Genomic DNA, 25638 nt, shown 5'->3' with positions numbered 1-25638 from the left:
TCACAAAGGTGCTTTGAGGGAAAACAACAAGCTCTAATTTAAAGAGATCACATCAATTCGGTTTTTAGAAAACATTGTCCGGCTCTATCCTTTCTTACCTAATAAGAAAAAGTTTTTTCCGCTTTTTCTTTCGTTTTCAACGTGCTACTAAGGTAGCACCTACCTCTTTTTTCGACTTTTAAACTCCCTTATACTCGCCTATGCTCTCGTTTTCAACGTGCTACTTTTGTAGGTGCTACGCCGGTAGCACCTACCTCTTTTTTTAACCTCTAAACTCTTTTATCCTCGCCTATTCTCTCGTTTTCGACCTGCTACTTTTGTAGGTGCTACTGCGGTAGCACCTACACCTTTTTCAACCTCTAAACTCTTTTACCCCAAACAACAATTTTCATAAAAGGGAGTTTCCATAAGCAAATAACCAATAACCTTTTAGAAAGTCTGTCTACGATGACTTTCTTTTATTATATACAGTGTGAGCTTTCGCCACTTCAAGTTTTTCTATCTAAACAAAAAAGTCCACCATTTCAGGTGGACTTTCAATGTTATGATTTCGATGCAGCTGTTGTTTTTTGTTTGATGCTTTCGAGTGCCGGGTGTCCCGGGACTTCGTGGCAGTGGCGGCAGCGTGGTTCATACGCCTCTGATGCACCTACTAAGATGATTGGATCGTCATAAGAGGCTGGTCTGCCATCAATTAGTCGCTGCGTGCGACTTGCTGGCGATCCGCATGAGAGGCAAATAGCCTGAAGTTTTGTTACTGTCTCAGCTAGAGACATCAGGATTGGTACTGGAGCAAATGGTTCGCCCCTGAAATCCTGGTCTAGTCCTGCTACGATAACTCTTATCCCTTCGTCGGCAAGATGCTGGACCACGTTAACTACTTCTTCGTCCATGAATTGCACTTCATCTATGGCAACAACCTGTGTGCCTTTTTCAAGTAAATCTAAAATCTCAGCGGATTGTTGGATCGGTACTGCATAAACTGTTGTCCCGTTATGAGATACGACCTCTTTTTCAGCATACCGATTGTCCATTTTAGGCTTGAACACTTGGATTTTTTGGCGGCCGTAGCTAGCACGGCGAACGCGGCGAATCAGTTCTTCCGATTTTCCGGAAAACATGCTCCCGCAAACTACTTCAAGCCATCCTTCTCTCCTCGTTAAATTCATATACGACTCTCCCGTTCTTTTCGATCTCAATCATCTCATTTAAAAACTTAAACAAATTATATCATTCAAAAATTAAATTCTATATTAAAAGTGCTTTTATAAATAGATGACTTCTCTATTATAGTGCTTCTATGATTTCGAATACAATGGCTTTTTGAGAAATAAGTCGATCTGTTTGTTTTTTTGTTTCCCTATCAAGGCAAGCCTCATCAAGCTAAGCTTTGCGGGGTCTAGCCTGGCTCCATGTTTCGTAAGAGTTCGCCATTGCAAATACATCCCTAGTATTTACATCAGGGAGTGTTTTATTTAGTCTGAAAAAAGCTTCCGATCCGGGCTAGTATTTCAATTTATACATAAGAAAACAGGCAAGAGAATTCTTGCCTGTTTTGATAATCCTATTTGGATACTATTACATGCCGTATTTTTTCTTGAATTTATCGACACGTCCACCTGCATCAGCAAACTTCTGTTTACCAGTGTAGAATGGGTGAGAATCCGAACTAACTTCGACTGTTAGAAGTGGGTACGTGTTGCCGTCTTCCCACTCAATTGTCTCTTTGGAACCTCTAGTTGAACCAGTTAAGAACATGAAGCCTGAGCTTGTGTCCTTGAATACAACTTTTTGGTAATTTGGGTGAATATCTTGTTTCATGCTTTTCATCTCCTTCCGCCCTGAATCTTTCGAAACAGAGTTACAGTATCACACATTACGAAATTATATCAACAGATTGACTATAATGCAACTGTTGTTTTTAGGAAAAAGTGTTTTGAAGTTTTTTCCTGCACTTTCGTGGTCAAATGAATGGTTAACATGATCATTTACCACTCTAACACGTTCCATTTATTCTCTAACGTTTTCACTATCTTAAACGCGTTTACTACTTACTTCTCTGCACTTTCACCTAGGTGGCTAAATTCAGGTCTGGCGTGCTCGTGGTTTCGATGCCTTTTCTTTCTCAAATGTGTCGAAGAATTCATCGTTTGTTTTCGTATCTTTCACTTTTTTCAAGAATCGCTCAAGGAATTCAGACGAATCATTCATCGTTTTCCTAATTGCCCAAAGATTTTCAACCTGCGCCTTCGGTAAAAGTAAATCTTCACGACGTGTACTTGATCTGCGGATATCGATGGCTGGATAGATACGACGCTCTGCTAGCTTACGGTCTAGATGAAGCTCCATATTACCTGTTCCTTTGAATTCCTCATAGATAACGTCATCCATGCGAGAACCCGTTTCGACAAGTGCTGTAGCCAGGATCGTTAAGCTTCCACCCTCTTCAATATTACGTGCGGCACCAAAGAAACGTTTTGGACGGTGGAAAGCAGCTGGATCAATACCACCGGATAACGTACGGCCACTTGGCGGTACTGTGAGGTTGTATGCTCTTGCCAGACGCGTAATACTATCCATGAGGATAACGACATCTTTTTTAGCTTCAACAAGTCTCATCGCTCGATCGAGTACTAATTCCGCCACTTTGATGTGGTTTTCCGGCAATTCATCAAATGTTGAACTGACAACTTCTCCTTTTACAGAGCGCTCCATGTCCGTTACTTCCTCTGGACGTTCATCAATGAGCAGAACGATCAGTTCCATATCGGGATGATTTTCCGCGATACTGCTCGCTATTTCTTTAAGCAACAAGGTTTTACCGGCTTTTGGGGGAGCAACAATAAGTCCGCGTTGACCGAAACCAACTGGTGAAATCATATCAACAACTCGGGATGCGATCATCGATGGTTGATTTTCCAGTGTCAGTTTTCTATCTGGATAAAGTGGTGTCAATTGAGGGAAATGAGGTCTTTCACTTGCCTTTTCCGGGTCTTCCCCGTTAACTGCCGCTACTTGCAAAAGTCCGTAATAACGTTCATTTTCTTTAGGCTTACGTACTTTTCCTGATACGCGGTCCCCATTCCGTAATTGAAAACGCCTAATTTGTGATGCTGAAATATAAATGTCCTGAGAGCTGGGTTTATAAGTATTTGATCTTAAAAAACCAAACCCTTCCTGACTAACAATGTCTAATACACCCTCCATAAACATGAGGTCTTCATTTTCGGCTTGCTTTTTAAAGATAGCAAACATAAGCTCTTTTTTGGATAATGTACTATAGTAAGAAACTTTGTGTTCCTTCGCCAATACATATAATTCTTTGAGCTTCATATGCTCCATTTCAGTTAACGTAACGCCCATGCGATCACACCTTTTCTTTATTCGTTTTGCACAATTTAATAAGGATTCGAAATACCGTCTTCATCTGATTATATTGAAAAATAGCATATTGTAATATTGATTTTATGAGGGTGTTAAATCAGAAGTTAGAATTGAAGCAACCTGAGGTAAAATTTGATTCGTTCCTATTGGGATAATAACGGTGTCGTTCATTATTTCTTGCATACCCCTTATCTAAGCACAGATTCCCTTAGAAGACAAGGGCCTAATTTCTAATTTCGCTGAAAGTAACCTTTGTTCAAGAAGAATCAAATTCCCTTTACCGATTAGGAAATCAGGTTTTTCCGTTAACATATGCTTGCCTAATCCCCGTGAAGTACAAAAGGAACAAGATTTACGAAAGCAGCTATTTTAAGTAAGAGAGGCTATGCGTTTTTCCCACAAGATAAGAATTTATAAAATAATCGGTCTTTTAGAGATTGTTGTTTTCATTGAATAGAGAAGCTCGAATCCGCTCCAGGCGGCCGCCTTCCGTGGGCAGCGTTTTTGCAACTTCGAGCTTTCAACTATCCAGGGTTAGGAACTAATTTAAACAAAAGCCGCTTGGTTTTTGTTAAGAGCTTCTAATTTCTTCCTCTACTTCTTCTTCTGTTAAGGTTTCGCGCCAGATTTTTGCGCCCAGTCCCTTCAATTTTTCCTCTAAAGATGCATAACCACGATCGATATGGTCCACACCAGTAATTTCTGTTATGCCGTCGGCCATGAGACCCGCTACAACAAGGGAAGCTCCGGCACGCAAATCACTCGCTCTCACTTTTGCTCCTTGTAGCGCAGAGCCACCATTGACCAGTGCCGTACGCCCTTCAACTTTTATCGAGGCTCCCATTCTGCGAAGCTCATCAATATGCTTGAATCTGGCATTGTAAATGGTATCTGTGACCATGCTTGCTCCTACTGATTTCGTCAACAAACTTGTAAATGGTTGCTGTAAATCTGTAGCGAAGCCCGGATAAACAAGTGTCTTAATATCAACAGGATCCAGTGTAGGTTTACTTTCGATATAGATCGAGTCATCCCCTGCTTCTACAACGACATCCATTTCTCTAAGTTTTGAACTTAAAGACTCAAGGTGCATTGGAATTACATTATCAACTGTCACGCCTTTGCCTACAGCTGCCGCCATAATCATGTATGTACCCGCTTCAATTCTATCTGGAATAATCGAATGTCTGCATCCGAAAAGTTCATCAACACCGTCAATTCTTATGACGTTTGTTCCCGCACCTTTTATATTAGCTCCCATGCTTGTAAGCAGTGTTGCTACATCGATAATCTCCGGCTCTTTTGCAGCATTTTCTATGATCGTTTGACCTTTTGCTTTTACTGCGGCTAACATAATATTGATTGTCGCACCTACACTAATCACATCCAGATAAATTCTGGCTCCAATAAGCTCGTCAGCCTGCAAATAAATTGCACCATGCTCATTAGAAATTTTGGCGCCTAAAGCTTCAAAACCTTTAATGTGCTGGTCAATTGGACGCGGGCCTAAGTTACAGCCACCTGGCAGACCAATGACAGCTTTCTTGAATTTGCCTAACATGGCTCCCATCATATAGTAGGAAGCACGTAACTTCTTCACTTTTCCATTAGGAATGGGCATTGCAAACATATTCTCCGGGTGAATCACCAGGGTGTCATCCTCTAATTCTGTTTTCCCCCCGATTTCCTCCAGTAAATCCGCCAACGTTCCGACGTCGGAAATATCAGGTAAATTATCTATTGTCACAGTTGAATCGGCTAAGATCGCCGCAGGTATAAGTGCAACTGCACTATTTTTCGCTCCACTGATTTGAACGGTTCCTTCAAGTGGATGCCCGCCTTCTATCAATAGTTTATCCATAAAACAGCTTCCCTTCTGCGATACACTGAGTTCGGTTAAAAATCAACTCTAGTTAGTCTTTCTTTCCATTCTACACGATGTACTATACTATTAGACAAGGTTTTTTCGAATAATTAATAATTTTCTTTTTGACACGGTTTCATTTTACCCTAAACTTGAAGATAGGGAAAGGCACCTTTCTCAAGGTGCCCCTCTATTTCCTATTCACGTTTTTAAATGAAGGTAAACCTATCTATTTATTCGTTGCGTTATTCCAATCTGCAAGAAACTTTTCAATTCCACTATCCGTAAGTGGGTGTTTCACCATTTGCTCAATGACTTTTAGTGGGACAGTTGCTATATGAGCACCGTTCATCGCAGATTCTGTGACATGTTGAGGATGGCGAATGGAAGCTGCGATGATTTCCGTAGCAATTCCATGGATATCAAACATCTCAGAAATTGTGCTAATAAGTTCGATACCGTTATGCCCGATGTCATCAAGTCTTCCAAGGAATGGCGATACATAGGAGGCCCCTGCACGTGCAGCTAATAATGCCTGATTAGCTGAAAATACAAGCGTCACATTCGTTTTGATATTAAGTTCGCTGAACGTCCGAACAGCTTTTAATCCTTCCAAAGTCATTGGAACTTTCACTGTTATATTCGGGGCAATAGCTGCCAATTCTTTCCCTTCACTAATCATTCCCTCAGCATCCAAGGCAATTACCTCCGCACTGACAGAACCTGATACAAGACTCGTAATCTCTCGTAATCGATCATGAAAATTAATGCCCTCTTTTGCTACAAGTGATGGGTTCGTAGTAACTCCAGCAAGAACTCCTAGCTCGTGCGCTTGTTTTATCTCATCAAGGTTCGCCGTATCCAGAAAAAATTTCATTCTCTTCCCCTCCCTAGTGATAACGCTTTCTTTTTTCATGTAAAGGAAGTCGCTCTCTTTCAAGAGCGACAACCCTTTTATAAACTAATTAAGCCTTGTTAGAAGAACCAAACTCGCGCATTTTACCAATAACAGTTGCTTTGATAGCATCTCTTGCTGGTCCCATGTATTTACGTGGGTCAAAAAGTTCCGGCTTTTCAGCTAAAACTTCCCGAACAGCTTTCGCAGAAGTGATTTGGCTTTCTGTGTTTACATTAATCTTAGCAGTACCTAAGGAAATCGCACGCTTAATATCCTTCGTTGGAATTCCAGTTCCACCGTGAAGTACGAGTGGTACAGCAGTTAATTTAGAAACCTCTTCCATGCGGTCGAAACCGAGGTTAGGTTCTCCTTTGTATGGTCCGTGTACAGAACCCAATGCAGGTGCAAAACAGTCAACGTTTGTTGCACGGATTAATTCGTCACACTCAGCAGGAATTGCATATGCTGCTTCAGCGTCATCAACAATAAGATCATCTTCTTGTCCACCAATGCGGCCAAGTTCAGCTTCTACAGAAATTCCTAGAGTATGTGCAACCTCTACAACTTTCTTTGTAACAGCAATGTTTTCAGCTAATGGGAAATGAGAGCCATCGATCATAACAGAAGTGAAACCTGCATACATCGCTTCTACACACTTCTCAAAGCTTGAACCGTGGTCTAAATGAATAGCAACAGGAACTGTTGTATCGTATTCAGCCATTAATGATTCTACAATTGTTACAACTGTGTGGAATCCACCCATATAACGAGCAGCACCTTCGGAAACTCCCAAAATAACTGGAGACTGTTCCTCTTCTGCAGCTTGTAAAATTGCTTGTGTGAATTCAAGGTTATTCAGGTTGAATTGACCAACACCATAACCTTCCGCTTTTGCTGTTTCTAACATTTCTTTCATGGATACTAAAGGCATTCTTGTATTCCTCCTTCGAATTTTCACGTGCATGATTGTCTACCCTTGCACGGACGGTTCACTAAACAAGCATACAAATAATAAGATACGCATGCAATCTGGAATATCTTGTCATTTGTTCACTTCGGACGTTTGTGTAAATAAAGCTATGTATATCATCATAGCAAAAATCTGTGTCAGGTAGACTCACAAACCTATTATAGCATACAGCATGTTTTTCGCGCGAATATTATCATAAATATGAAAAAACGCTTTCACCTACAATTCGGATTGAAAGAAATTCTGCACCCGAGTACGTACTTCATCAATGTCAAAAGGCTTGGAGAAGTGTTCTAAAGCGCCAAGTCTTTTGGCTTCGTTGATCATTTCTAACTCTCCATATGCAGTCATCATAATAACATTTGCTTTAAGCTCCTGTTTAGTTATTTCCCTTAAAATCTCAATTCCATCCATCCCCGGAATTTTCATATCCAGTAAAACTAAATCCGGTTGTTCCTTCTTGATAATAGATAGTGCCAGTTTTCCATTAGAGGCATCGAAGGTTTCATAACCATCCTTCTCAAATACTTCTTTTAAAAGCACACGTATTCCAAATTGATCATCGACTATCAGTAGTTTTTTATTCATACTGAATCCCCCTTATTTAAATCCATTATTAAGATTGGTTCTAAGAAAAATGATATAATTATTCGATAACGCATCTATAACCACTTCATTTATATCAGAACATGATGTTGCACACTTATAAAAAATATGTGATAAATTCTCTATTTATAGTAATTCTATTCAATCTTTGACAATTCCTCTTTCAGTTTTTGATAATCATCACTTTATCTAGTACTATTATGCATCAACATTAGGTATATAGTAACGATTTTATCACAATAAAGTTTATAAACATAGAAAAACACTGCAATTTTTTGTGCTTTTTAACAATTACCGGTAAAAAAGAACTAACCTTTCGTAAAATATATTAGTCTTTTAAACTTAATATAAGTTATATGGATTTTGTTTTTAATTTGCACAGAGACTCGAATCCCCTTGAGTCGACAGCTTTCGCTTCTCCGAGTTTTTATATTATGTACAACTTAAGATTGACCGCTAAAATATCAAATTGAAATGTTCCAATTCCAAAGGAGGATGTTCCCTTGAAAATATTTGATACACAAGTAAAAGGGTTAGTTAATAAATTAATTGATTATGAAGAAGAACTAGAAGATGCTGCAAGAGTGATGGCGCAAAGTATCGTAAGTGACGGTCACCTCTACTGGACCGGAGAAAAAGAAATGGATGGAATTACTCTTCAGGCATGCTTTGGTACAGATGGTATTTCCGGAAGTAAGAGGTGGTCTAAAGAAATTACGCTTTCAGAAATGGATACACTCGTGATTGTATCTCCGTCCAAACATAGCAGTTGGGCTAATGACGTCGTTGACATTGTGAAAGATTCGGGCGTCTCCATTATCGCCGTTTATTCTCATGAGATCATTGAGGAAAATAGTGATCAGTCACAGACATGGGTAGACACATGTGATTTTGCCTTTTTTACTGGTGTCGACAAAGGACTCGTCCCTATGGAGTCTGGCGCACGAATTGGTAACCCTCATTTACTGATTGCCCTTCAAATTTATTATCAGCTTTATTTTGCCGTGGCAGAAATGCTTGAGGAGCATGACTAAAAAACTGTTACTTTGTTATCATCGATGGTTGTTTGGAAGAATTACCGCTCGCTTTCCGTGGATGATCAAGCGAGCCTCCTTGAGCAAACGAACGCTCTGCGGGGTCTCGCTTGGATCATTCTTCCACAGGAGTCTCGCGGATTCTTCCAAACAACAGTTTTTTATAAAGTATTTTACGTAATTGTTATTGTTTCTGAAAAAGATCGAAGTATCGAAGGCGGCGACTCCAGCTGGAATAGCAATAGCTGAAGACCCCACAGGGACGAACTTTCCCGAGGAGACTGAAGCATTGCCCGCGGAAAGCGTCCGCCTAGAGCGGATTCGAATCCTCTGTTCGAAACAAAAACTGGCCGGAAGAGATTTTCTCTTCTGACCAGTTTTTTTATTTCTCACCTAATGTTGTTTTAATAAATTCTCTGAATAGAGGCTGTGGCCGTGTTGGACGAGAGACGAATTCCGGGTGAAATTGAGAAGCAACATAATAAGGATGATCCTTTAGCTCAACAATCTCAACGAGTCGTCCATCCGGACTAACACCAGAGAAAACAAAGCCTTTCTTCTCCATTTTTTCGCGGTATTCATTATTAAACTCATAGCGGTGACGGTGACGTTCATAAACGACTTCTTCCCCATACGCTTCAAAAGCTTTCGTACCTTTTTGCAATTTACACGGATAAAGTCCTAAACGTAATGTTCCGCCGTAATCTTCTATGTCTTTTTGTTCTGGTAGAAGATCAATGACTGGATACTTTGTATCTGGATTCAGTTCCGCAGAATTAGCCCCTTTTAAGCCTAATACATTACGAGCAAATTCCACTGATGCCAGCTGCATACCAAGACAAATACCGAGCATAGGGACTTTGTTTACTCGTGCATATTCGAGAGCAACAATTTTACCTTCGATTCCACGATCACCAAAACCACCTGGAATAAGAATACCATTTACGCCATCTAGCTTTTCAGCCACATTTTCTTTCGTGACCTCCTCGGAATTGATCCATTCAATTTCCACATCAGCATCGTATTTGTAACCTGCGTGCTTTAATGCTTCAGCAACCGATAAGTATGCATCCTGAAGCGCGACGTATTTCCCTACGAGCGCGATGCGTGTTTTTTTCGTTAAGTTTTGAACCTGTTCTACAAGTGCTTTCCATTCGGTCATATCTGCTTCTTTACATTTTAAATTAAGATAATTACAAACGAATGTATCGAATTTCTGTGCCTGAAGGTCTAAAGGTACTTGATACAGGGTATCTGCATCGCCCGCTTCAATCACCGCATGTCTATCAATATCACAGAAAAGGGCGATCTTATCTTTCATTTCCTCCGGTACAGGTCGCTCTGTTCGCAAAACGATCACGGTTGGCTGAATGCCTAAACTGCGCAACTCTTTCACACTGTGCTGCGTTGGTTTCGATTTCATCTCACCAGCTGCTTTTAAATAAGGGATAAGGGTACAGTGAATATACATCACATTTTCTGCGCCCACATCACTCTTTATTTGGCGAATTGCTTCAAGGAAAGGTAAGCTCTCTATATCTCCAACAGTCCCACCAATTTCAGTGATGACAACGTCTGGGCTGCCTTCTTTCGCTGCTTGAAAAACGCGATCTTTAATTTCATTCGTAATATGAGGGATAACTTGGACCGTTCCACCAAGATAGTCCCCGCGACGTTCTTTCTTCAGAACAGAAGAGTATATCTTGCCTGTTGTTACGTTACTGAATTTACCTAAATTAATGTCGATAAAACGCTCATAGTGTCCTAAATCCAAGTCAGTCTCTGCCCCATCATTTGTAACAAACACTTCACCATGTTGATACGGACTCATTGTTCCAGGGTCGACGTTGATATATGGATCAAATTTCTGGATAGTAACTTTCAAGCCTCGGTTTTTGAGGAGTCGGCCTAGAGAGGCAGCTGTAATACCTTTCCCTAATGACGACACCACTCCACCTGTGACAAAAATATATTTCGTTGACATGGTCTATTCCTCACTTTGTGTTTTATTGGGGTAACTTGATGTTAAATCCGTTTGAATTTCGGTCTGTTAACTCTTCTCTTCGACTCATTATTTTCTTCGTGCCCCAACACTATTCGTTTAGGCGGAAGGAATGTTTCTCGAAAGAAGAATCACAGGAGCATATCGCAATGGAGAGTGGTTCTAAAGCGGCTAAAGTAGCTTAGCCAACCTTGATAGCTATCTTTTATTCAAACAAAAACAAAAGGCCCCTTGTCCACATGTAAACAGACAGGGGGCGCTTTCGATTTGGTTATATATTAAGTAGTATTTTATAAAACGATTTTGTGAAGCCCAAAAATGATTCTAGCCGGATTTCAGGTAAAAGTCAAGTTTGTTTCTGCCTCATTCTACTCGTTTATGACTGCAAACAGTAATTTTTTTACGAAATTATCGTTTTCTTTCCGATTTCGGTTGTTTTTCTCGTTAGTCATTAATAAACCAATCCCTTTCCAGCCTTATTCGACTTCACTACTAAACCTATGTGTTGTAGGAAGTATAAAAATAACTAAATGGATTGAATTATGTTCGTCCTTATTTCTATCGAGATACTGGGACTGACTTTTACATAAGAAAAACGGCACAGCCGTCTTTTATTAAATACAGCATTATCTTTCGCCACCCCGAGTAGCACCTACGTAATGCGTGTAGGTGCTACTCGAAAGGAGGTAATTTTCCCTTGATACGCGAGGTGTAAAGGTAGCTGCCAATTTTATTAATTCTTATCACAAAAAAAGCGCACTCTCTATCAAATAGAAAGTGCCTCATTTCTTAATACTCTTCGGAATCGTCTTCTAAATCTTTATCGTCCCCGGCTGCAGGGAATTCTTCCTCATCGTCATCATCTAACTCATCAAAGTCTGTATCATCTTCATTTGCAAGATCATCAAGCTCATCTTCCAGGTCTTCGAATTCATCTACTTCAATAGCATCTTCATCAAAGTGGTCATCTTCTTCTTCTTTATCCTTCGCTCTTTTCTTACGAGCTTTTGTTGCCGCTTGAGAAAGTTCTTCTTCCGTTTGATCAAACGGATACCAAGAACGAAGTCCCCAACGGTTGTCACCGATATTTACGAATCGACCATCTACCGACATTTCCGTATACAAATGGGAAATTCGGTTTGTCAGTAACTCGTCATTTAGGTTCTTTATGTCTCCTACTCGCTTCAATAACCCGTGATACTCTTCAGGTGACTTCTGTTCAGCAAGAAGTTCATAACCCACTTCAAGCATGGACATTTCACTAATTTGTTCTTCTGTATAATCCTTAATACTCATAAAAACAGGCACTTCCTTTCAGTTTCAAAAATTAAAGGTTCATCAAGTCATATATCTAATTGGTTCATTAATAATAATAAAGTTGTTCAAAATGATTTCTTTGAACTTGGATTAATAGCACTAAATCCATACCTTCCATTATAAACACATTATAGTTATTTATGCTAGAGCAAGAGAGACTTTCCGGATGATTTTTTTAATTGTTGAATTAATGGCTTATACAGAAGTGGTTAAAAAGCTTGTAAGTAAGATAGAATGAAGTAACTTTTTTAGATTTTATTAATGGCTTTGGTCGCTGTTTCTTTAAAAGATGCAGCAGTTACGCTCATTGCATAAAATATTTTGCGACAACAAAATATTCTACAGGTTTCTTCGGTATTGCCCGCCTACTTCGTAGAGGGCTTCGGTTATTTGGCCGAGACTTGCTACTCGGACGGTTTTCATTAGTTCTTCAAACAAGTTCCCTCCGGAGAGTGCCACTTCTTTTAATTTTTTAAGTGCTTTATCGGATGATGACTTGTGTTTCTCCTGGAATGTCCTTAACTGATTAATTTGCGCTTCTTTTTCTTCCACAGAGGCTCTGGCTAATTCCATGTTGAAGTCTGCTTCGGAAGGAGGATTTGGATGGAGATACGTATTCACTCCAATTATCGGCAGCTCTCCATTGTGTTTTTTTGTTTCGTACAGCAGTGATTCTTCTTGAATTTTACCACGTTGGTACTGCGTTTCCATCGCTCCTAAAACGCCTCCGCGATCGTTCATTCGATCCAGCTCAAGCAGAACCGCTTCCTCGACCAAACCTGTAAGTTCCTCGATAATAAAGGCTCCTTGCTGCGGGTTCTCATTTTTGACTAAACCCATCTCTTTCGTAATAATCAATTGGATCGCCATTGCCCGGCGAACACTTTCTTCTGTAGGTGTCGTGACTGCTTCGTCATATGCGTTTGTATGAAGCGAGTTACAGTTATCGTATATCGCTAATAATGCTTGGATCGTTGTCCGAATATCATTAAAGTCAATTTCCTGCGCATGCAAGGAACGCCCTGAAGTTTGTATGTGGTACTTTAGTTTCTGACTGCGTTCATTAGCACCGTACTTCTTTTTCATCGCAATCGCCCATATTCTGCGAGCAACACGGCCAATCACGGTATACTCCGGGTCCAATCCGTTACTGAAAAAGAAAGATAGATTCGGTGCAAATTTATTAATATCCATCCCACGGCTTAAATAATATTCCACGTAGGTAAACCCATTTGCCAATGTAAAGGCTAATTGGCTGATAGGATTTGCCCCTGCCTCGGCAATGTGGTAGCCGCTTATCGATACAGAATAATAGTTTCGAACGTCATGATCTATAAAGTATTGCTGAATATCCCCCATCATTCGTAACGCGAATTCTGTAGAGAAAATACATGTGTTCTGTCCTTGATCCTCTTTTAAAATATCTGCCTGAACAGTTCCTCGAACGACTGACAATGTTTTCGCCTTCACATCGTTTTGTTCTGCCTCGGTTGGCTCTCGTTCTTCTGTTTCACGGAATTTTTCCAGCTGCTGGTCAATCGCCGTGTTCATGAACATTGCAAGAATAATCGGAGCTGGTCCATTAATTGTCATCGAAACCGAAGTGGCAAGATCGATTAAATCAAAGCCGTTATATAATGTTTTCATACCCTCCAACGTACAAATACTCACACCACTCTCGCCGACTTTCCCATAAATATCCGGGCGATGGTCCGGGTCCTCTCCATAAAGTGTCACAGAGTCAAAGGCCGTGCTCAATCTTTTCGCCTCATCCCCTTTTGATAAATAGTGAAAACGGCGGTTAGTCCGCTCAGGGCTTCCTTCTCCTGCGAATTGCCGTTTCGGATCCTCGCCTTTTCGTTTAAATGGAAACACGCCCGCGGTAAACGGGAATTCTCCCGGAACATTCTCCTCTCGAATCCAACGACAGATTTCTCCGTAGTCATTAAACTTCGGCAACGACACTTTCGGGAACTCTATCCCCGATAAACTTCTAGTCGTTAAATTCGTGACTATCTCTTTCCCACGAATATTTGTAATAAATTGCTTGTCGGCATACGCCTTTTTCTTGTCTTCCCAGTTTTCCAGTTCTTTTTTCACGTCAGGAATAAGTGTTTGATGATAATGATCCTTAAGCTCTAGTAAAGGACCCCGTTCCACCGCAATTTCTTCATGTTCTTCCAGCGCATTTAAAGTTCCCTCAATTTGGAACCATCGTCTCGCCTTCTTCACTTCTTTCTCTGTTTCTTCATGGTAATTCTTTACCGTCTGGGATATTTCGCGCAAATATTGAATCTGATCCGGTGGAATAATTGCATTTCGCAGTTTGATTTCATCGTCTTTGCCAAGCTCAGTTGCCCATGCAAGACCGCATTTTTTGTTCATGACCTGCACAAGTTCGTAAAAAAGCCGATTCGTCCCCGGATCATTAAATTGACTAGCCATCGTTCCAAATACCGGCATTTTTACTGAATCCTCTTCAAAACGAAGGTGACTCCGCTGAAATGCTTTCCTTACTTCCCTTAATGCATCCTCTGAACCTTTTCGATCAAATTTATTAATCGCAATAACATCTGCAAAATCAATCATATCTATTTTTTCTAATTGTGATGGAGCTCCGAATTCACTTGTCATCACGTACATGGATACATCTGCTACATCGCTAATCGCCGCATCCCCTTGGCCGATTCCACTTGTTTCGATGATGATAAGATCATATCCAGCCTGTTTCACAACTGGGATAGCTTCTGTAATTGCTTTCGATAATTCCTGACGACTATCCCTTGTCGCAAGAGACCGCATATACACGCGCTTGTTATGTATCGCGTTCATTCGAATCCGGTCTCCTAATAAAGCGCCACCCGTCTTTTTTTTCGTTGGATCGACCGAAAGAATCGCGACTTCTTTATTTGGAAATGCTTTCAATAATCTTCTCACTAATTCATCCGTTAATGAACTCTTCCCCGCTCCGCCTGTCCCGGTTATTCCTAAGACTGGTGCATATGGATTTTCCTGATTTAAAACGATCGTTTGAAATGCTTCTTCTTCCTTGGGACTTAATGCTTCTTTAAACGCTCGTTTCTCTGCAATCGTCACAAATCTCGCGACAGCAGCCCGATCTTTACTTAGAAGCTTTTCTTTCGAGAGTTCTTTTTCTTGAATTGTTGAAAAGTCACAGGCTTCCATCATTTCATTAATCATTCCTTGCAAACCAGATTGACGACCGTCTTCCGGAGAAAAGATTTTCCGAATCCCATAGTCATGAAGCTGTTTCATTTCAGAAGGAATAATCACTCCTCCACCGCCACCAAATAGTTGAATATGACCTGCACCTCGTGTTTTCAGCTCGTCGTACAAGTATTTAAAATACTCTACGTGTCCACCTTGGTAAGAAGAAATCGCCACCCCTTGGACATCTTCTTGAATGGCGGCTTCCGCTACCTCCTCCACCGATCGATTGTGTCCCAGATGGATCACTTCAGCTCCTGACGCCTGCAGCATTCGACGCATAATATTTATCGATGCGTCGTGTCCATCAAACAAACTAGATGCGGTAATAAAACGTATGGGGCACGTGGATGAATAAATGGTCATTGTCGCTCCCTCACCTTCAGCAAATATTTTTGTGCATTTGCGTATCAAAGTCAGTTGATTTCGAGCTTTTATATAGTAGGTTACTTTTAACGTCATGTTGTTTTTTGCGGGTGGTGGACCAAGTCTCAAAGCCTTTGTCCTTTCTACTCACTCCTTGCCAAGTTTTTAATCCAACGATTGTAAATTTTCTCAGCTATATCGTAAGGATCATCACTTTGAGTTTCTTTATTTTGTTCTTTTGTATTCAAAGTTTCTTCAATATAAGGAATAAACTGTTCTTTCAGTCGTTCTGCGAGACGTCGTTCGATTTCAACCGCTTTTTGATCTCGTCGTCTTTCTCTTTTTTCCCCAGAAGCAACGAGGTGGTGATGATGGTTTTCCATCGCCTGAATCACATCTACCATCCCCGACTTTTCCGTAGATACCGTCATTAAAACAGGCGGGTCCCATGAATTTGGCTTGGAAGTAATATGAATCAGGTCCTCGAGCTCTCCCTTTAATTGTTCGACTCCTGGAAGATCTGACTTATTAATAATAAATAAATCCGCTATTTCCATAATCCCGGCTTTAAAGGCTTGGATAACATCGCCGCCCGAAGGATATAAAACAAGTGCAATCGAGTCTGCTGTTTTCATGATATCGAGTTCAGATTGGCCAACACCGACAGTTTCGATGACAATACGGTCAAACCCTGCTGCTTCCATTAATCGAACAGTGTCTTGGCAAGCTTCTGACAGCCCTCCAAGACTCCCTCTCGTGCCCATACTTCGAATAAACACACCAAGGTCCTCTTCATGGTCTTTCATTCGGATGCGGTCCCCTAACAACGCTCCTCCCGAAAAAGGGCTGGTTGGATCCACTGCAATAATCGCAACAGTATCCCCTGCTCTTCGCCATTCCCGTACCAGACCATTTACGAGCGTGCTTTTCCCTGCCCCCGGTGAGCCGGTCACGCCGATAATATGAGCATTTCCTGTTCTCGGATAGATCTCTCTCATCAGTTCACGATGCTCTGGCTTTCGATCCTCCACGAGCGAAATCGCTTGTGCCAACGCCCTCTGGTTCCCAAGTAACAGCGCATCTATCTTGTTTTTATCCAACGAGAAACCCCCTTTCTATCTAGTTAATGCTAGTGAATGGCGGCAACTATGAACTGCGTGTTGGAGAGGCGTTTCTATTTCAGTAGCATTTTCGCTATTACGAGCCTTTGTATTTCATTGGTTCCTTCATATATTTGGGTGATTTTCGCATCACGCATATAACGTTCGACCGGATAATCCTTCGTATAACCATAGCCTCCGAATACTTGCACTGCTTCGGTTGTCACTTCCATCGCTGAATCCCCGGCAAACAATTTTGACATTGCTGATTCTTTTCCATAGGACAATCCTTCACTTTCCCGCCAAGCTGCTTGATACGTAAGCAAACGTGATGCCTCAATTTTTGTTGCCATTTCGGCTATCTTAAAACCAATTCCTTGCTGGGAACCAATCGATTTCCCGAATTGCTTCCGCTCTTTTGCATAATCAATTGAAGAGTCCAATGCGCCCTGAGCAATCCCAACTGCTTGGGCAGAAATACCGTTTCTACCTCCATCAAGCGTTCTCATTGCTATTTTAAAACCTTCTCCTTCTTCACCTAACCTGTTTTCTTTCGGTACCCTTACCCCTTCGAAAATAATTTCCAACGTAGGAGAGGAACGGATCCCCAGCTTTCTTTCTTTTTTCCCCATAGAGAAACCTTCCATGCCTTTTTCAACAATGAAGGCTGTGCACCCGTTATGTTTTTTATCGTGATCTGTCATTGCAAAAACAACATAAATATCTGCTTCGCCACCATTTGTTATAAAGATTTTTGCGCCATCGAGAATATAATCATCCCCATCCCGCTTTGCAGTCGTCTTCATCGCAGCTGCGTCACTCCCAGAACCTGACTCAGTTAGTCCGTAAGCACCCATCTTCTTTCCTTCTGCCATTGGACGTAAAAACTTTTGTTTCTGTTCTTCGTTTCCGAACGTATAGATGGGCCACCCCGCCAAGGAAACATGGGCTGACAACGTCACACCAGTAGATGCACATACGCGCGACAGCTCCTCTACAGCAATGACGTAACTCATATAGTCAGCACCAATTCCACCATACTCTTCCGGCCAGGGAATTCCTGTTAGACCAAGCTCGCCCATTTGATCAAAAATTTGACGATCGAAGCGCTCTTCCTCGTCTCGCTCCGCTGCCGTCGGTTCTACTTCATTTCTAGCAAAATCACGTACCATTTTCCGAATCATATTCTGTTCATCTGTCAATTCAAAATTCATCGTTCATTTCCCCCTATGCCTAGTCTGTTTTCGTAAAGGTTGTTTGGAAGAATTACCGCTCGCTTTCCGTGGATGATCCGCGAGCCTCCTCGAGCAAACGAACGCTCTGCGGGGTCTCGCTTGGCTCATTCTTCCACAGGAGTCTCGCGGATTCTTCCAAACAATAATTTTTTATAAAGGCAGTATACGTAACTGTTATTCTCTCTGGACTTGAAAAAGCAATTAAACACCAACCTTTTAGAAAGGCTGTCTGGATTGATGAAGTTTCTTTTTTTGAACAAATAACTCGAAGAAGCGAAGGCGGCGACTCCTGCGGGAAAAGCAATAGCTGAAGACCCTGCAGGGACGAACTTTCCCAAGGAGGCTGAAGCATTGCCCGCGGAAAGCGTCCGCCTAGAGCGGATTCGAGCACCTCTCGTTCGAATTAAACTACAAGCTATAGTCTTTATTTATCAATTAGTCTTTCAACAACTGATTTCCAATCACAATTCGTTGAATTTCATTCGTTCCCTCGTATATCTGCGTTACTTTTGCATCACGAAAAAATCGTTCGACTGGATAATCTTTTGTGTACCCATAGCCACCAAAGATCTGAACTGCATCAGTACTGACTTTCATCGCCGTATCGGAAGCAAACAATTTAGCCATCGCGGCCTCTTTAATAGGAGACAAACCTCTGGAACGCATATTTGCTGCTTGATAGACTAAGAGTTTCGCCGCTTCCACACTCGTTGCCATTTCCGCAAGCTTAAAGGCCACTCCCTGCATTTCGCCAATTGGCTTTCCAAATTGCTTTCGTTCCTTCGCATACTTTACCGCTAAATCCAGCGCTCCTTCAGCAATACCAAGAGCTTGAGCCGCGATGCCGATTCGACCCGCATTTAAGTTCGCCATCGCTATCGAAAATCCGTCACCTTCTTCACCAAGCAAGTTTTCCACTGGTACTTGGCAGTCTTCAAAGGAAAGTGGGGTCGTATTTGAACCATGCAGGCCCATCTTTTTCTCTTTAGGAAGAACGATCAGTCCAGGACTTGATTTTTCAATCACAAACGCACTAATGCCCTTGCTCCCTTTGGAAACATCTGTTTTAGCAAAAACGATGTATGTATCTGCTACACCACCATTTGTAATAAATACTTTGGAACCATTTAAATTATAATGAGCTCCTTTTTTCACAGCCGTTGTTTTTAACCGGGACACATCGCTTCCTGCCCCTGGTTCAGTCAGTGCGAAAGCACCTAAATACTCTCCCGATGCAAGCTTAGGAATAAATCGTTGCTTTTGCTCTTCTGTACCAAAATAAAGAATCGGATTTGTCCCTACCGATGTGTGGACAGAGAGGATGACACCGACCGATGCATTTACGCGTGAAAGTTCATGGATGACAGAAATATACGACGTGAAGTCCATTTCTGAACCCCCATATTTTTCAGGAACAGGAATTCCCATCAATCCCAGTTGTCCCATCTCTTTCACAAGTTCTAGCGGAAACTCATCTGTTTTTTCCATCTGATCCGTCGCTTTTGCAACCTTGTCCTCTGCAAACTGCCTGACCATACGTTGAAGCATCAGCTGTTCTTCCGTCCATGCCAGATTCATCGATGTCACCTCTTCTATGTCATTTGCTGTAACGATAGAAACCTCTGCCAGACTTTTTACCGAGCCAACCTGCCTTCACATATTTACGAAGTAGCGGACACGGCCTGTATTTATCATCACCGAACCCTTCATGAAGCGTCTCCATGATGGCTAAACACGTATCTAATCCTATGAAATCAGCTAATGTAAGTGGCCCCATTGGGTGATTCATGCCTAATTTCATCACTTCATCCACGTCTTCCGGTGTAGCCACTCCTTCAAAAACAGTGTAAATTGCTTCATTGATCATCGGCATTAAAATTCGATTGGACACAAACCCCGGAAAATCGTTAACTTCAACTGCTGTCTTTTTCAATGATTCAGCAAGACTGTAAACCTTGTCGAATGTTTCTTGACTAGTCGCCAGTCCGCGAATCACCTCGACTAGCTTCATGACCGGAACAGGATTCATAAAGTGCATGCCAATCACTTTATCTGCCCGATTCGTTGCGGCGGCAATTTCTGTAATCGGAAGTGACGATGTATTCGTTGCTAGAATCGCATGCGCTGGTGCATAGCTATCCAGCTTGGTGAAAAGATTCTTCTTCACCTCCATGTTTTCTACTGCCGCTTCGATAATAATATCGGCATTCTTTGCATTCCTAAGTTCCGTTGAGGTTTGAATTCTTTGTAAAAATCGGTCAGCATCCTGTTCTGTCAGCCGTTCTTTCTCTATTTGCCGTTGGAGCTGCTTCTTTATCCCGTTCCGTCCCTTTTCCACTAATTCTAATGTTAGATCATGTAAAAACACTTCGTAGCCATTCATGGCACAAACCTGGGCAATTCCCGATCCCATTTGTCCAGCACCAATGATCATTATTTTCATAGTAGGTTGACCTCCTGACATAGTTGCGACACGGAAAAACGTGATTACACCTAAGGAGTTACTTCACTTCGATCATGATTGCGTCACCTTGCCCGCCTCCGCTGCAAATTGCTGCGATACCGATGCCGCCACCGCGACGTTTTAATTCATACGCAAGTGTCAGGATAATTCGAGTGCCACTCGCTCCGATCGGATGACCTAGTGCGACTGCTCCTCCATTAACGTTGATCTTTTCAGGATCCAAACCAGCTATTTGTCCACTTGCGAGAGAAACTGCGGCAAATGCTTCATTTATTTCAAATAAATCAATATCGGCAACGGTCTTCCCAGCTTTTTTTAAGAGTTTATTAATGACAAGCCCTGGCGTTTTCGGAAAACCTTCAGGCTCAATAGCTAACTGTGTGTGAGCGACAATCGTTGCCAATGGTATAAGACCTTTTTCCTTGGCTTTTTCTTCTGACATTAATACAAGCGCTGCTGCACCGTCGTTTACCCCGGGAGCATTCCCTGCCGTAATGGTTCCTTCTGCCCCAAAAGCCGGCTTCAGTTTTGCCAGACGCTCGACCGTCGAATCTAATCGTGGTGATTCATCATGTTCGACTAGAAGTGGGTCACCCTTTCGTTGTGGTACCACTATCGGAACGATCTCTTCCGCAAATTTCCCTGCGTTCATTGCTTCGCCTACTTTTTGATGACTCCGATACGACCATTCATCTTGTGCTGCTCGTGACAGATTGTGTTCCTCGGCTACCCCGTTTCCGTAATTGCCCATATGAACTCCTGTAAAAGAACACGTTAAACCGTCGTGCGTCATCATATCGTAGAATTTTTGGTCCCCCATTTTAAAACCAAATCGAGCCCCCTTCACAAAAAAAGGAGCCTGACTCATCGACTCCATTCCGCCTGCCACGATGATGTCCTGTTCTTCTGAACGAATCAGAATATCAGCGAGGGTAACACTTCTCATGCCTGAAGCACATACTTTATTAATCGTTTCCGTTTCTGTTTCCCATGGTATTCCTGCTTCATGCATCGCTTGTCTGGAAGGAAGTTGTCCTTGCCCTCCTTGTAACACGTTTCCCATGATGACATGTCCAACGTCCTTTGCCTCGACTCCGGCTCTCGTCAACGCTTCTTTCATCGCCTTGCCGCCGAGCTGAGAAGCTGTAAAGGTTGCTAATCCCCCACCAAGTTTTCCAACTGGCGTCCTTGCTCCTCCAACAATGACTGTCTTTCCCATATATCTGTTCCTCCTTTAACTTCATTTTCCGGTTCACATATTCGTCCGCTCAATCAGCCCGCACGTCACCTATAAAGCGCTTACATTGGCTATCTATTTTCTAGTATAAAACATCAAGTTAGAGAAGTCTCCAACTTATTATGAAAAATCAGTATGATGGGTGTGCCTAAAGATTACATTCTTTAGGCACACCCGTTTAATTAAGCACTTACTGTTTCTTCTTTTTTCACTAATGATTTTTCCAATAATTCAACGATGTCCATTGTTTTTACATCTTCATCTACTTCTTTCGACTTCGTTCCATCCGTCATCATTGTTAGGCAATATGGACAAGCGCTGCCAATGACACTAGCTTGCGTTGAAATTGCTTGTTCCGTCCTCGCTTCATTCACACGTGTTCCAGTATCTTCTTCCATCCACATCATTCCGCCGCCGGCTCCACAGCACATGCCGTTTTCACGGTTACGTTCCATTTCCACGAGCTCAATTCCCGGTATTGCTTTCAATATTTCGCGAGGTGGATCGTATACATCATTGTAGCGGCCAAGATAACAGGAATCATGGTAAACAACCTTTTCTTTTACCTCAATCGTCGGTTTAATTCGCCCTTCCTGAATCCACTGGAACAACAGCTCTGAGTGATGATAGACTTCGGCTTCCAATCCAAAATCCTGATACTCATTTTTAAATGTATTATATGCGTGAGGATCGAGTGTAACGATCTTTTTCACATCATTTTTCTTGAATTCTTCAATGTTGGCGGTAGCTAACTCTTGAAACAGGAATTCATTGCCGATCCGTCTTGGCGTATCGCCCGAATTCTTTTCCTTGTTTCCTAGAATCGCAAACTTGATACCCGCTTCATTCATGATTTTCGCAAAGGATTGAGCAACCTTTTGACTTCTCTTGTCATATGAGCCCATGGACCCTACAAAGAAAAGATACTCAAATTCTTCCTCACGTTTTTTAAGTTCTTTAACGGTTGGAACCTCAATATCCTCGCGTCCTTCACGCCAAATTTCACGCTCTTTCCGGTTAATACCCCAAGGATTTCCTTGACGTTCGATATTCGTCATCGCCCGCTGTGCCTCGGGATCCATCTTGCCTTCTGTTAGAACAAGATAACGGCGCATATCAATAATTTTATCGACATGTTCGTTCATCACCGGACATTGATCCTCACAGTTTCTGCAGGTCGTACAGGCCCAGATCTCTTCCTCTGTAATCACATCACCGATAAGATTCACATCATACGGATTAAAGTCTAATGCATTCGAACCGTCCGTTCCGCCAGCCGCGATTTGGTTTCCACGGGTGTTTTGGAAAGCAAAACCTGGCATCCAAGGATTTCTAGAAGTAACTGCCGCACCTTTATCCGTTAAATGGTCCCGCATTTTCATAATCAAGTCCATTGGCGAAAGCATCTTCCCTGTTCCAGTTGCCGGACACATATTCGTACAGCGCCCACACTCAACACAGGCATATAGATCAATTAATTGCTTTTGATCAAAGTCTTCAATTTGGTTTTTTCCGAATTTCTCCACATCTTCCTCTTCGAAATTTATAGCTTGTAACTGCCCACGCTTATGTGTTGGACCAAGCCAAACATTCGCAGGTCCAGCAATTAAGTGAGCATGCTTTGATTGCGGAATATAAACGAGGAAAGTTAATAGAAACATCAAATGCATCCACCAGAAAACAAAGAATCCCGCTCCAGCCACTGTCGGTCCTAATCCTGCAAAAACAGTTGCAATTGTTGAAGCAATCGGTTCCGCCGCCCATGATACTGATTTATCTAACCAAATAATTTCCATCCCTTTGGCTAAAAGTTTGGAAATCATTAATCCCCCAATGAAAATTAGGACTAATCCAGCTTTGAAATTACGTTTTAGTCGAACTAACTTTTCAACATACCGACGATGAAACGCCCATACGACCGCAACTAAAATCATCACAACAACGATTTCCTGGAAAAACGTAAAGAACGGATACAACGGTCCTAACGGTAAGTGGTTCCCAGGAGCCAGACCTTTGATTATGACGTCAATGGCACTGAACTGAACGAGAAGAAATCCGTAGAAAAACATCACATGAATAATCCCACTCTTCTTATCCTTTAATAATTTCTTCTGACCGAAGACCATCGTCATCATGGCCTCCTTGCGTTCTTTCATCGTTAAGATAAATTCTGCTTTTTTTCCAAGCTTGATGTATTCCATCCGAGTCTTAACCAGTGATGCGAATAAGTACAACGCGTAACCGGTTACAAGAATGAACATGAGCCAATTAATCATAATCGGATTCATAAAAGCAACTCCTTTCAAATCAATCTATTTTTTGGCATCGAGAAGGAATGATGTCGATCATTTAAGGCTGACAGAGAGCTTTTCTTCTCAATAATTTCTTCACTAAACCTGCATTATTATAATTTTGATTATAGCATAGAAACTCATGAATGAATACTCATTCATAAATTAAATTTAATTTTTTTCTGCCCTTTGTTACTCTATACGTTTCCTGAGAATGACTTAAATTAATTCATTTTGGGAAACCTAAGAAAAACGCGTAGCGTCTTTTATTAACTACAGCGTCAGCTTCCACCGCCCCGAGTAGCACCTACGTAGTGCGTGTAGGTGCTACTCGATAGGAGGGTGGGCTTTCCTTGATACGCGCGGTGTGAAGGTAGCTGCCAATTATATAAATTATCTTTTAAAAAAGGGGCAATCTTATGAAACTTCTCTTGATACCATTCTTACTCATTGTTTGGATTTGTTTGGATCTCTTTTTCGGGTTGAAACGGCATCGTTCCAAAATAACGCCAATGGAAAACACTTTATATAAACAAAGCAATGTACAGTTTTTTACGCAAGGTGACAAATGGCTTGATCACCTTTTGCAGCAAACTGAAAAAGCTACCGATCATATTCATATGCAATTTTATATTTTCCGCGATGATAATATTGGGAAAAAACTAATTCATGAATTAAAAGAAAGTGCCAAGAAAGGTGTCACGGTTCGACTAACTGTCGATTGGTTGGCCCATAGCATTTCAAGAAAGGAACAAAAATCACTTAAAAAAGCGGGAGTTCAATTTGAAAAGTTAAACGCTCCCTCTTTTCCTTTCTTGTTCTACTCTATCAATGAGAGAAATCACCGAAAAATTGTCGTTATTGATGGGAAATATGGTTACGTTGGCGGTTATAATGTTGGAGATGAATATTTAGGGCGTGATCCCAAAAAGGGACGATGGCGAGATTATCACATGTTTCTCGAGGGAGCAGGTGTAGCAGACTTGCAACAATGTTTTTTTGCTGACTGGAACGAGGCTTCCGGTGAATCCGTTGATTTTGAAAAGACACTTTACCTTACTTCCCCTGAAGACACAATTCCGATGCGGATATTTTCCACGAATGGCGCCCATCTAGAACACATCATAGATGATGTCCTTGAAGACGCTCAATTTTCTGTGTTTATAGGGACGCCTTACTTTATTCCAGGAGAAAGGCTAAAGAACAAACTTGTCTCACTTGCAAAAAGAGGCGTGAAAATTCAAATTCTTATTCCTAAATATCCGGATCATCCTCTTGTAAAAGATGCCGCCTTTCCTTATATGCCGGAGCTTTTAGATGTTGGAGTAGAGTTTCGTCAATTTTATGAGGGATTTTATCATGCAAAAGTTGTCACCGTAGATGAACGCCTCATGTTTATCGGCACGGCTAATATCGATAAACGAAGCTTTCATATAAATAAGGAAATAAACACTGTGATATCGGATAAAGATTGGATCAAACCAGTTAAAGAAGAAATTGAAAAGGATTATTATGAAAGTGCAGAACCGATTACGATGAATACTATCAATAAGAGAACGTTGTTCGAGCGTTTGAAAGAAAAAATCGCTTCCGCAGTCTCCCTCTATTTATAACTATATGAAATGCCCAGGCGCTGAAACAC

Annotated in this window: 18 protein-coding genes; 2 read left to right on the top strand and 16 right to left on the bottom strand. The window is 41.6% G+C overall.

Annotated features, from left to right (window positions below; translation table 11 throughout):
• Nucleotides 1-542: 542 nt before the first annotated feature.
• From CEF18_RS20275 to CEF18_RS20245, 7 genes are all read right to left on the bottom strand, one after another.
• Nucleotides 543-1169, bottom strand: coding sequence for a thymidine kinase (locus CEF18_RS20275; protein ID WP_110938323.1), 627 nt, complete (start codon nt 1167-1169; stop codon nt 543-545).
• Nucleotides 1170-1578: 409 nt separating this feature from the next.
• The gene (locus CEF18_RS20270; RefSeq protein ID WP_110938322.1) at nt 1579-1821 is read right to left on the bottom strand and encodes a type B 50S ribosomal protein L31; all 243 of its coding nucleotides are present in this window, start codon (nt 1819-1821) and stop codon (nt 1579-1581) included.
• A gap of 264 nt (nt 1822-2085) precedes the next feature.
• On the bottom strand, nt 2086-3363 hold the full coding sequence (gene rho / locus CEF18_RS20265; RefSeq protein WP_110938321.1) for a transcription termination factor Rho: 1278 nt from the start codon (nt 3361-3363) through the stop codon (nt 2086-2088).
• 592 nt (nt 3364-3955) lie between these two features.
• The gene (locus tag CEF18_RS20260) at nt 3956-5245 is read right to left on the bottom strand and encodes a UDP-N-acetylglucosamine 1-carboxyvinyltransferase (protein ID WP_110938320.1); all 1290 of its coding nucleotides are present in this window, start codon (nt 5243-5245) and stop codon (nt 3956-3958) included.
• A 232-nt stretch (nt 5246-5477) separates the two neighbouring features.
• A complete protein-coding gene (fsa, locus tag CEF18_RS20255; protein ID WP_110938319.1) occupies nt 5478-6125 on the bottom strand; it encodes a fructose-6-phosphate aldolase in 648 nt (215 codons plus the stop codon).
• 88 nt (nt 6126-6213) lie between these two features.
• Nucleotides 6214-7077, bottom strand: a complete 864-nt coding sequence (fba, locus tag CEF18_RS20250; protein WP_110938318.1) for a class II fructose-1,6-bisphosphate aldolase — start codon at nt 7075-7077, stop codon at nt 6214-6216.
• A 258-nt stretch (nt 7078-7335) separates the two neighbouring features.
• Entirely contained in the window at nt 7336-7704 is a 369-nt protein-coding gene (locus CEF18_RS20245) for a response regulator (protein ID WP_110938317.1), read from the bottom strand.
• 521 nt (nt 7705-8225) lie between these two features.
• On the opposite strand from CEF18_RS20245, the gene CEF18_RS20240 reads away from it, so the two are divergent.
• Nucleotides 8226-8756: a DUF2529 family protein gene (locus CEF18_RS20240; RefSeq protein ID WP_183040951.1), complete on the top strand. Its 531-nt coding sequence runs from the start codon at nt 8226-8228 to the stop codon at nt 8754-8756.
• A 382-nt stretch (nt 8757-9138) separates the two neighbouring features.
• On the opposite strand, the gene CEF18_RS20230 is transcribed toward CEF18_RS20240, so the two are convergent.
• The 9 genes from CEF18_RS20230 to CEF18_RS20190 form a co-directional block, all read right to left on the bottom strand.
• Complete coding sequence (locus CEF18_RS20230) at nt 9139-10740, bottom strand: CTP synthase (RefSeq protein WP_110938314.1); 1602 nt, start codon at nt 10738-10740, stop codon at nt 9139-9141.
• 807 nt (nt 10741-11547) lie between these two features.
• Nucleotides 11548-12054 carry a DNA-directed RNA polymerase subunit delta gene (gene rpoE / locus CEF18_RS20225; protein ID WP_110938313.1) on the bottom strand — a complete coding sequence of 169 codons (507 nt, stop codon included), beginning with the start codon at nt 12052-12054 and terminating at the stop codon, nt 11548-11550.
• A gap of 360 nt (nt 12055-12414) precedes the next feature.
• The gene (icmF, locus tag CEF18_RS20220) at nt 12415-15669 is read right to left on the bottom strand and encodes a fused isobutyryl-CoA mutase/GTPase IcmF (protein ID WP_110938312.1); all 3255 of its coding nucleotides are present in this window, start codon (nt 15667-15669) and stop codon (nt 12415-12417) included.
• Nucleotides 15670-15812: 143 nt separating this feature from the next.
• Nucleotides 15813-16769: a methylmalonyl Co-A mutase-associated GTPase MeaB gene (gene meaB, locus CEF18_RS20215; RefSeq protein WP_110938311.1), complete on the bottom strand. Its 957-nt coding sequence runs from the start codon at nt 16767-16769 to the stop codon at nt 15813-15815.
• A 74-nt stretch (nt 16770-16843) separates the two neighbouring features.
• Complete coding sequence (locus CEF18_RS20210) at nt 16844-17983, bottom strand: acyl-CoA dehydrogenase (protein ID WP_110938310.1); 1140 nt, start codon at nt 17981-17983, stop codon at nt 16844-16846.
• Between the two features lie 456 nt (nt 17984-18439).
• Entirely contained in the window at nt 18440-19582 is a 1143-nt protein-coding gene (locus tag CEF18_RS20205) for an acyl-CoA dehydrogenase (RefSeq protein ID WP_110938309.1), read from the bottom strand.
• A gap of 19 nt (nt 19583-19601) precedes the next feature.
• Nucleotides 19602-20447 (bottom strand): 3-hydroxybutyryl-CoA dehydrogenase, encoded by an 846-nt coding sequence (locus tag CEF18_RS20200; RefSeq protein WP_110938308.1) that lies wholly within the window; start codon nt 20445-20447, stop codon nt 19602-19604.
• A gap of 58 nt (nt 20448-20505) precedes the next feature.
• Nucleotides 20506-21687: an acetyl-CoA C-acetyltransferase gene (locus CEF18_RS20195; protein WP_110938307.1), complete on the bottom strand. Its 1182-nt coding sequence runs from the start codon at nt 21685-21687 to the stop codon at nt 20506-20508.
• Between the two features lie 200 nt (nt 21688-21887).
• On the bottom strand, nt 21888-23993 hold the full coding sequence (locus tag CEF18_RS20190) for a (Fe-S)-binding protein (RefSeq protein WP_110938306.1): 2106 nt from the start codon (nt 23991-23993) through the stop codon (nt 21888-21890).
• A gap of 422 nt (nt 23994-24415) precedes the next feature.
• On the opposite strand from CEF18_RS20190, the gene cls reads away from it, so the two are divergent.
• Entirely contained in the window at nt 24416-25609 is a 1194-nt protein-coding gene (cls, locus tag CEF18_RS20185) for a cardiolipin synthase (protein WP_110938305.1), read from the top strand.
• Nucleotides 25610-25638: the final 29 nt, after the last annotated feature.

Source organism: Salipaludibacillus neizhouensis, from assembly GCF_002886185.1.
In the GTDB taxonomy this organism is placed as follows: Bacteria; Bacillota; Bacilli; order Bacillales; family Salisediminibacteriaceae; genus Salipaludibacillus; species Salipaludibacillus neizhouensis.
This window is presented reverse-complemented; position numbering and strand designations above follow the sequence as displayed.

What these genes read in the sequence shown, in the direction of transcription:
- CEF18_RS20275 (WP_110938323.1), bottom strand. Translation starts at nt 1,169, where the DNA reads ATGAATTTAACGAGGAGAGAAGGATGGCTTGAAGTAGTTTGCGGGAGC.
- CEF18_RS20270 (WP_110938322.1), bottom strand. Translation starts at nt 1,821, where the DNA reads ATGAAACAAGATATTCACCCAAATTACCAAAAAGTTGTATTCAAGGAC.
- rho (WP_110938321.1), bottom strand. Translation starts at nt 3,363, where the DNA reads ATGGGCGTTACGTTAACTGAAATGGAGCATATGAAGCTCAAAGAATTA.
- CEF18_RS20260 (WP_110938320.1), bottom strand. Translation starts at nt 5,245, where the DNA reads ATGGATAAACTATTGATAGAAGGCGGGCATCCACTTGAAGGAACCGTT.
- fsa (WP_110938319.1), bottom strand. Translation starts at nt 6,125, where the DNA reads ATGAAATTTTTTCTGGATACGGCGAACCTTGATGAGATAAAACAAGCG.
- fba (WP_110938318.1), bottom strand. Translation starts at nt 7,077, where the DNA reads ATGCCTTTAGTATCCATGAAAGAAATGTTAGAAACAGCAAAAGCGGAA.
- CEF18_RS20245 (WP_110938317.1), bottom strand. Translation starts at nt 7,704, where the DNA reads ATGAATAAAAAACTACTGATAGTCGATGATCAATTTGGAATACGTGTG.
- CEF18_RS20230 (WP_110938314.1), bottom strand. Translation starts at nt 10,740, where the DNA reads ATGTCAACGAAATATATTTTTGTCACAGGTGGAGTGGTGTCGTCATTA.
- rpoE (WP_110938313.1), bottom strand. Translation starts at nt 12,054, where the DNA reads ATGAGTATTAAGGATTATACAGAAGAACAAATTAGTGAAATGTCCATG.
- icmF (WP_110938312.1), bottom strand. Translation starts at nt 15,669, where the DNA reads ATGACCATTTATTCATCCACGTGCCCCATACGTTTTATTACCGCATCT.
- CEF18_RS20210 (WP_110938310.1), bottom strand. Translation starts at nt 17,983, where the DNA reads ATGAATTTTGAATTGACAGATGAACAGAATATGATTCGGAAAATGGTA.
- CEF18_RS20205 (WP_110938309.1), bottom strand. Translation starts at nt 19,582, where the DNA reads ATGAATCTGGCATGGACGGAAGAACAGCTGATGCTTCAACGTATGGTC.
- CEF18_RS20200 (WP_110938308.1), bottom strand. Translation starts at nt 20,447, where the DNA reads ATGAAAATAATGATCATTGGTGCTGGACAAATGGGATCGGGAATTGCC.
- CEF18_RS20195 (WP_110938307.1), bottom strand. Translation starts at nt 21,687, where the DNA reads ATGGGAAAGACAGTCATTGTTGGAGGAGCAAGGACGCCAGTTGGAAAA.
- CEF18_RS20190 (WP_110938306.1), bottom strand. Translation starts at nt 23,993, where the DNA reads ATGAATCCGATTATGATTAATTGGCTCATGTTCATTCTTGTAACCGGT.
- cls (WP_110938305.1), top strand. Translation starts at nt 24,416, where the DNA reads ATGAAACTTCTCTTGATACCATTCTTACTCATTGTTTGGATTTGTTTG.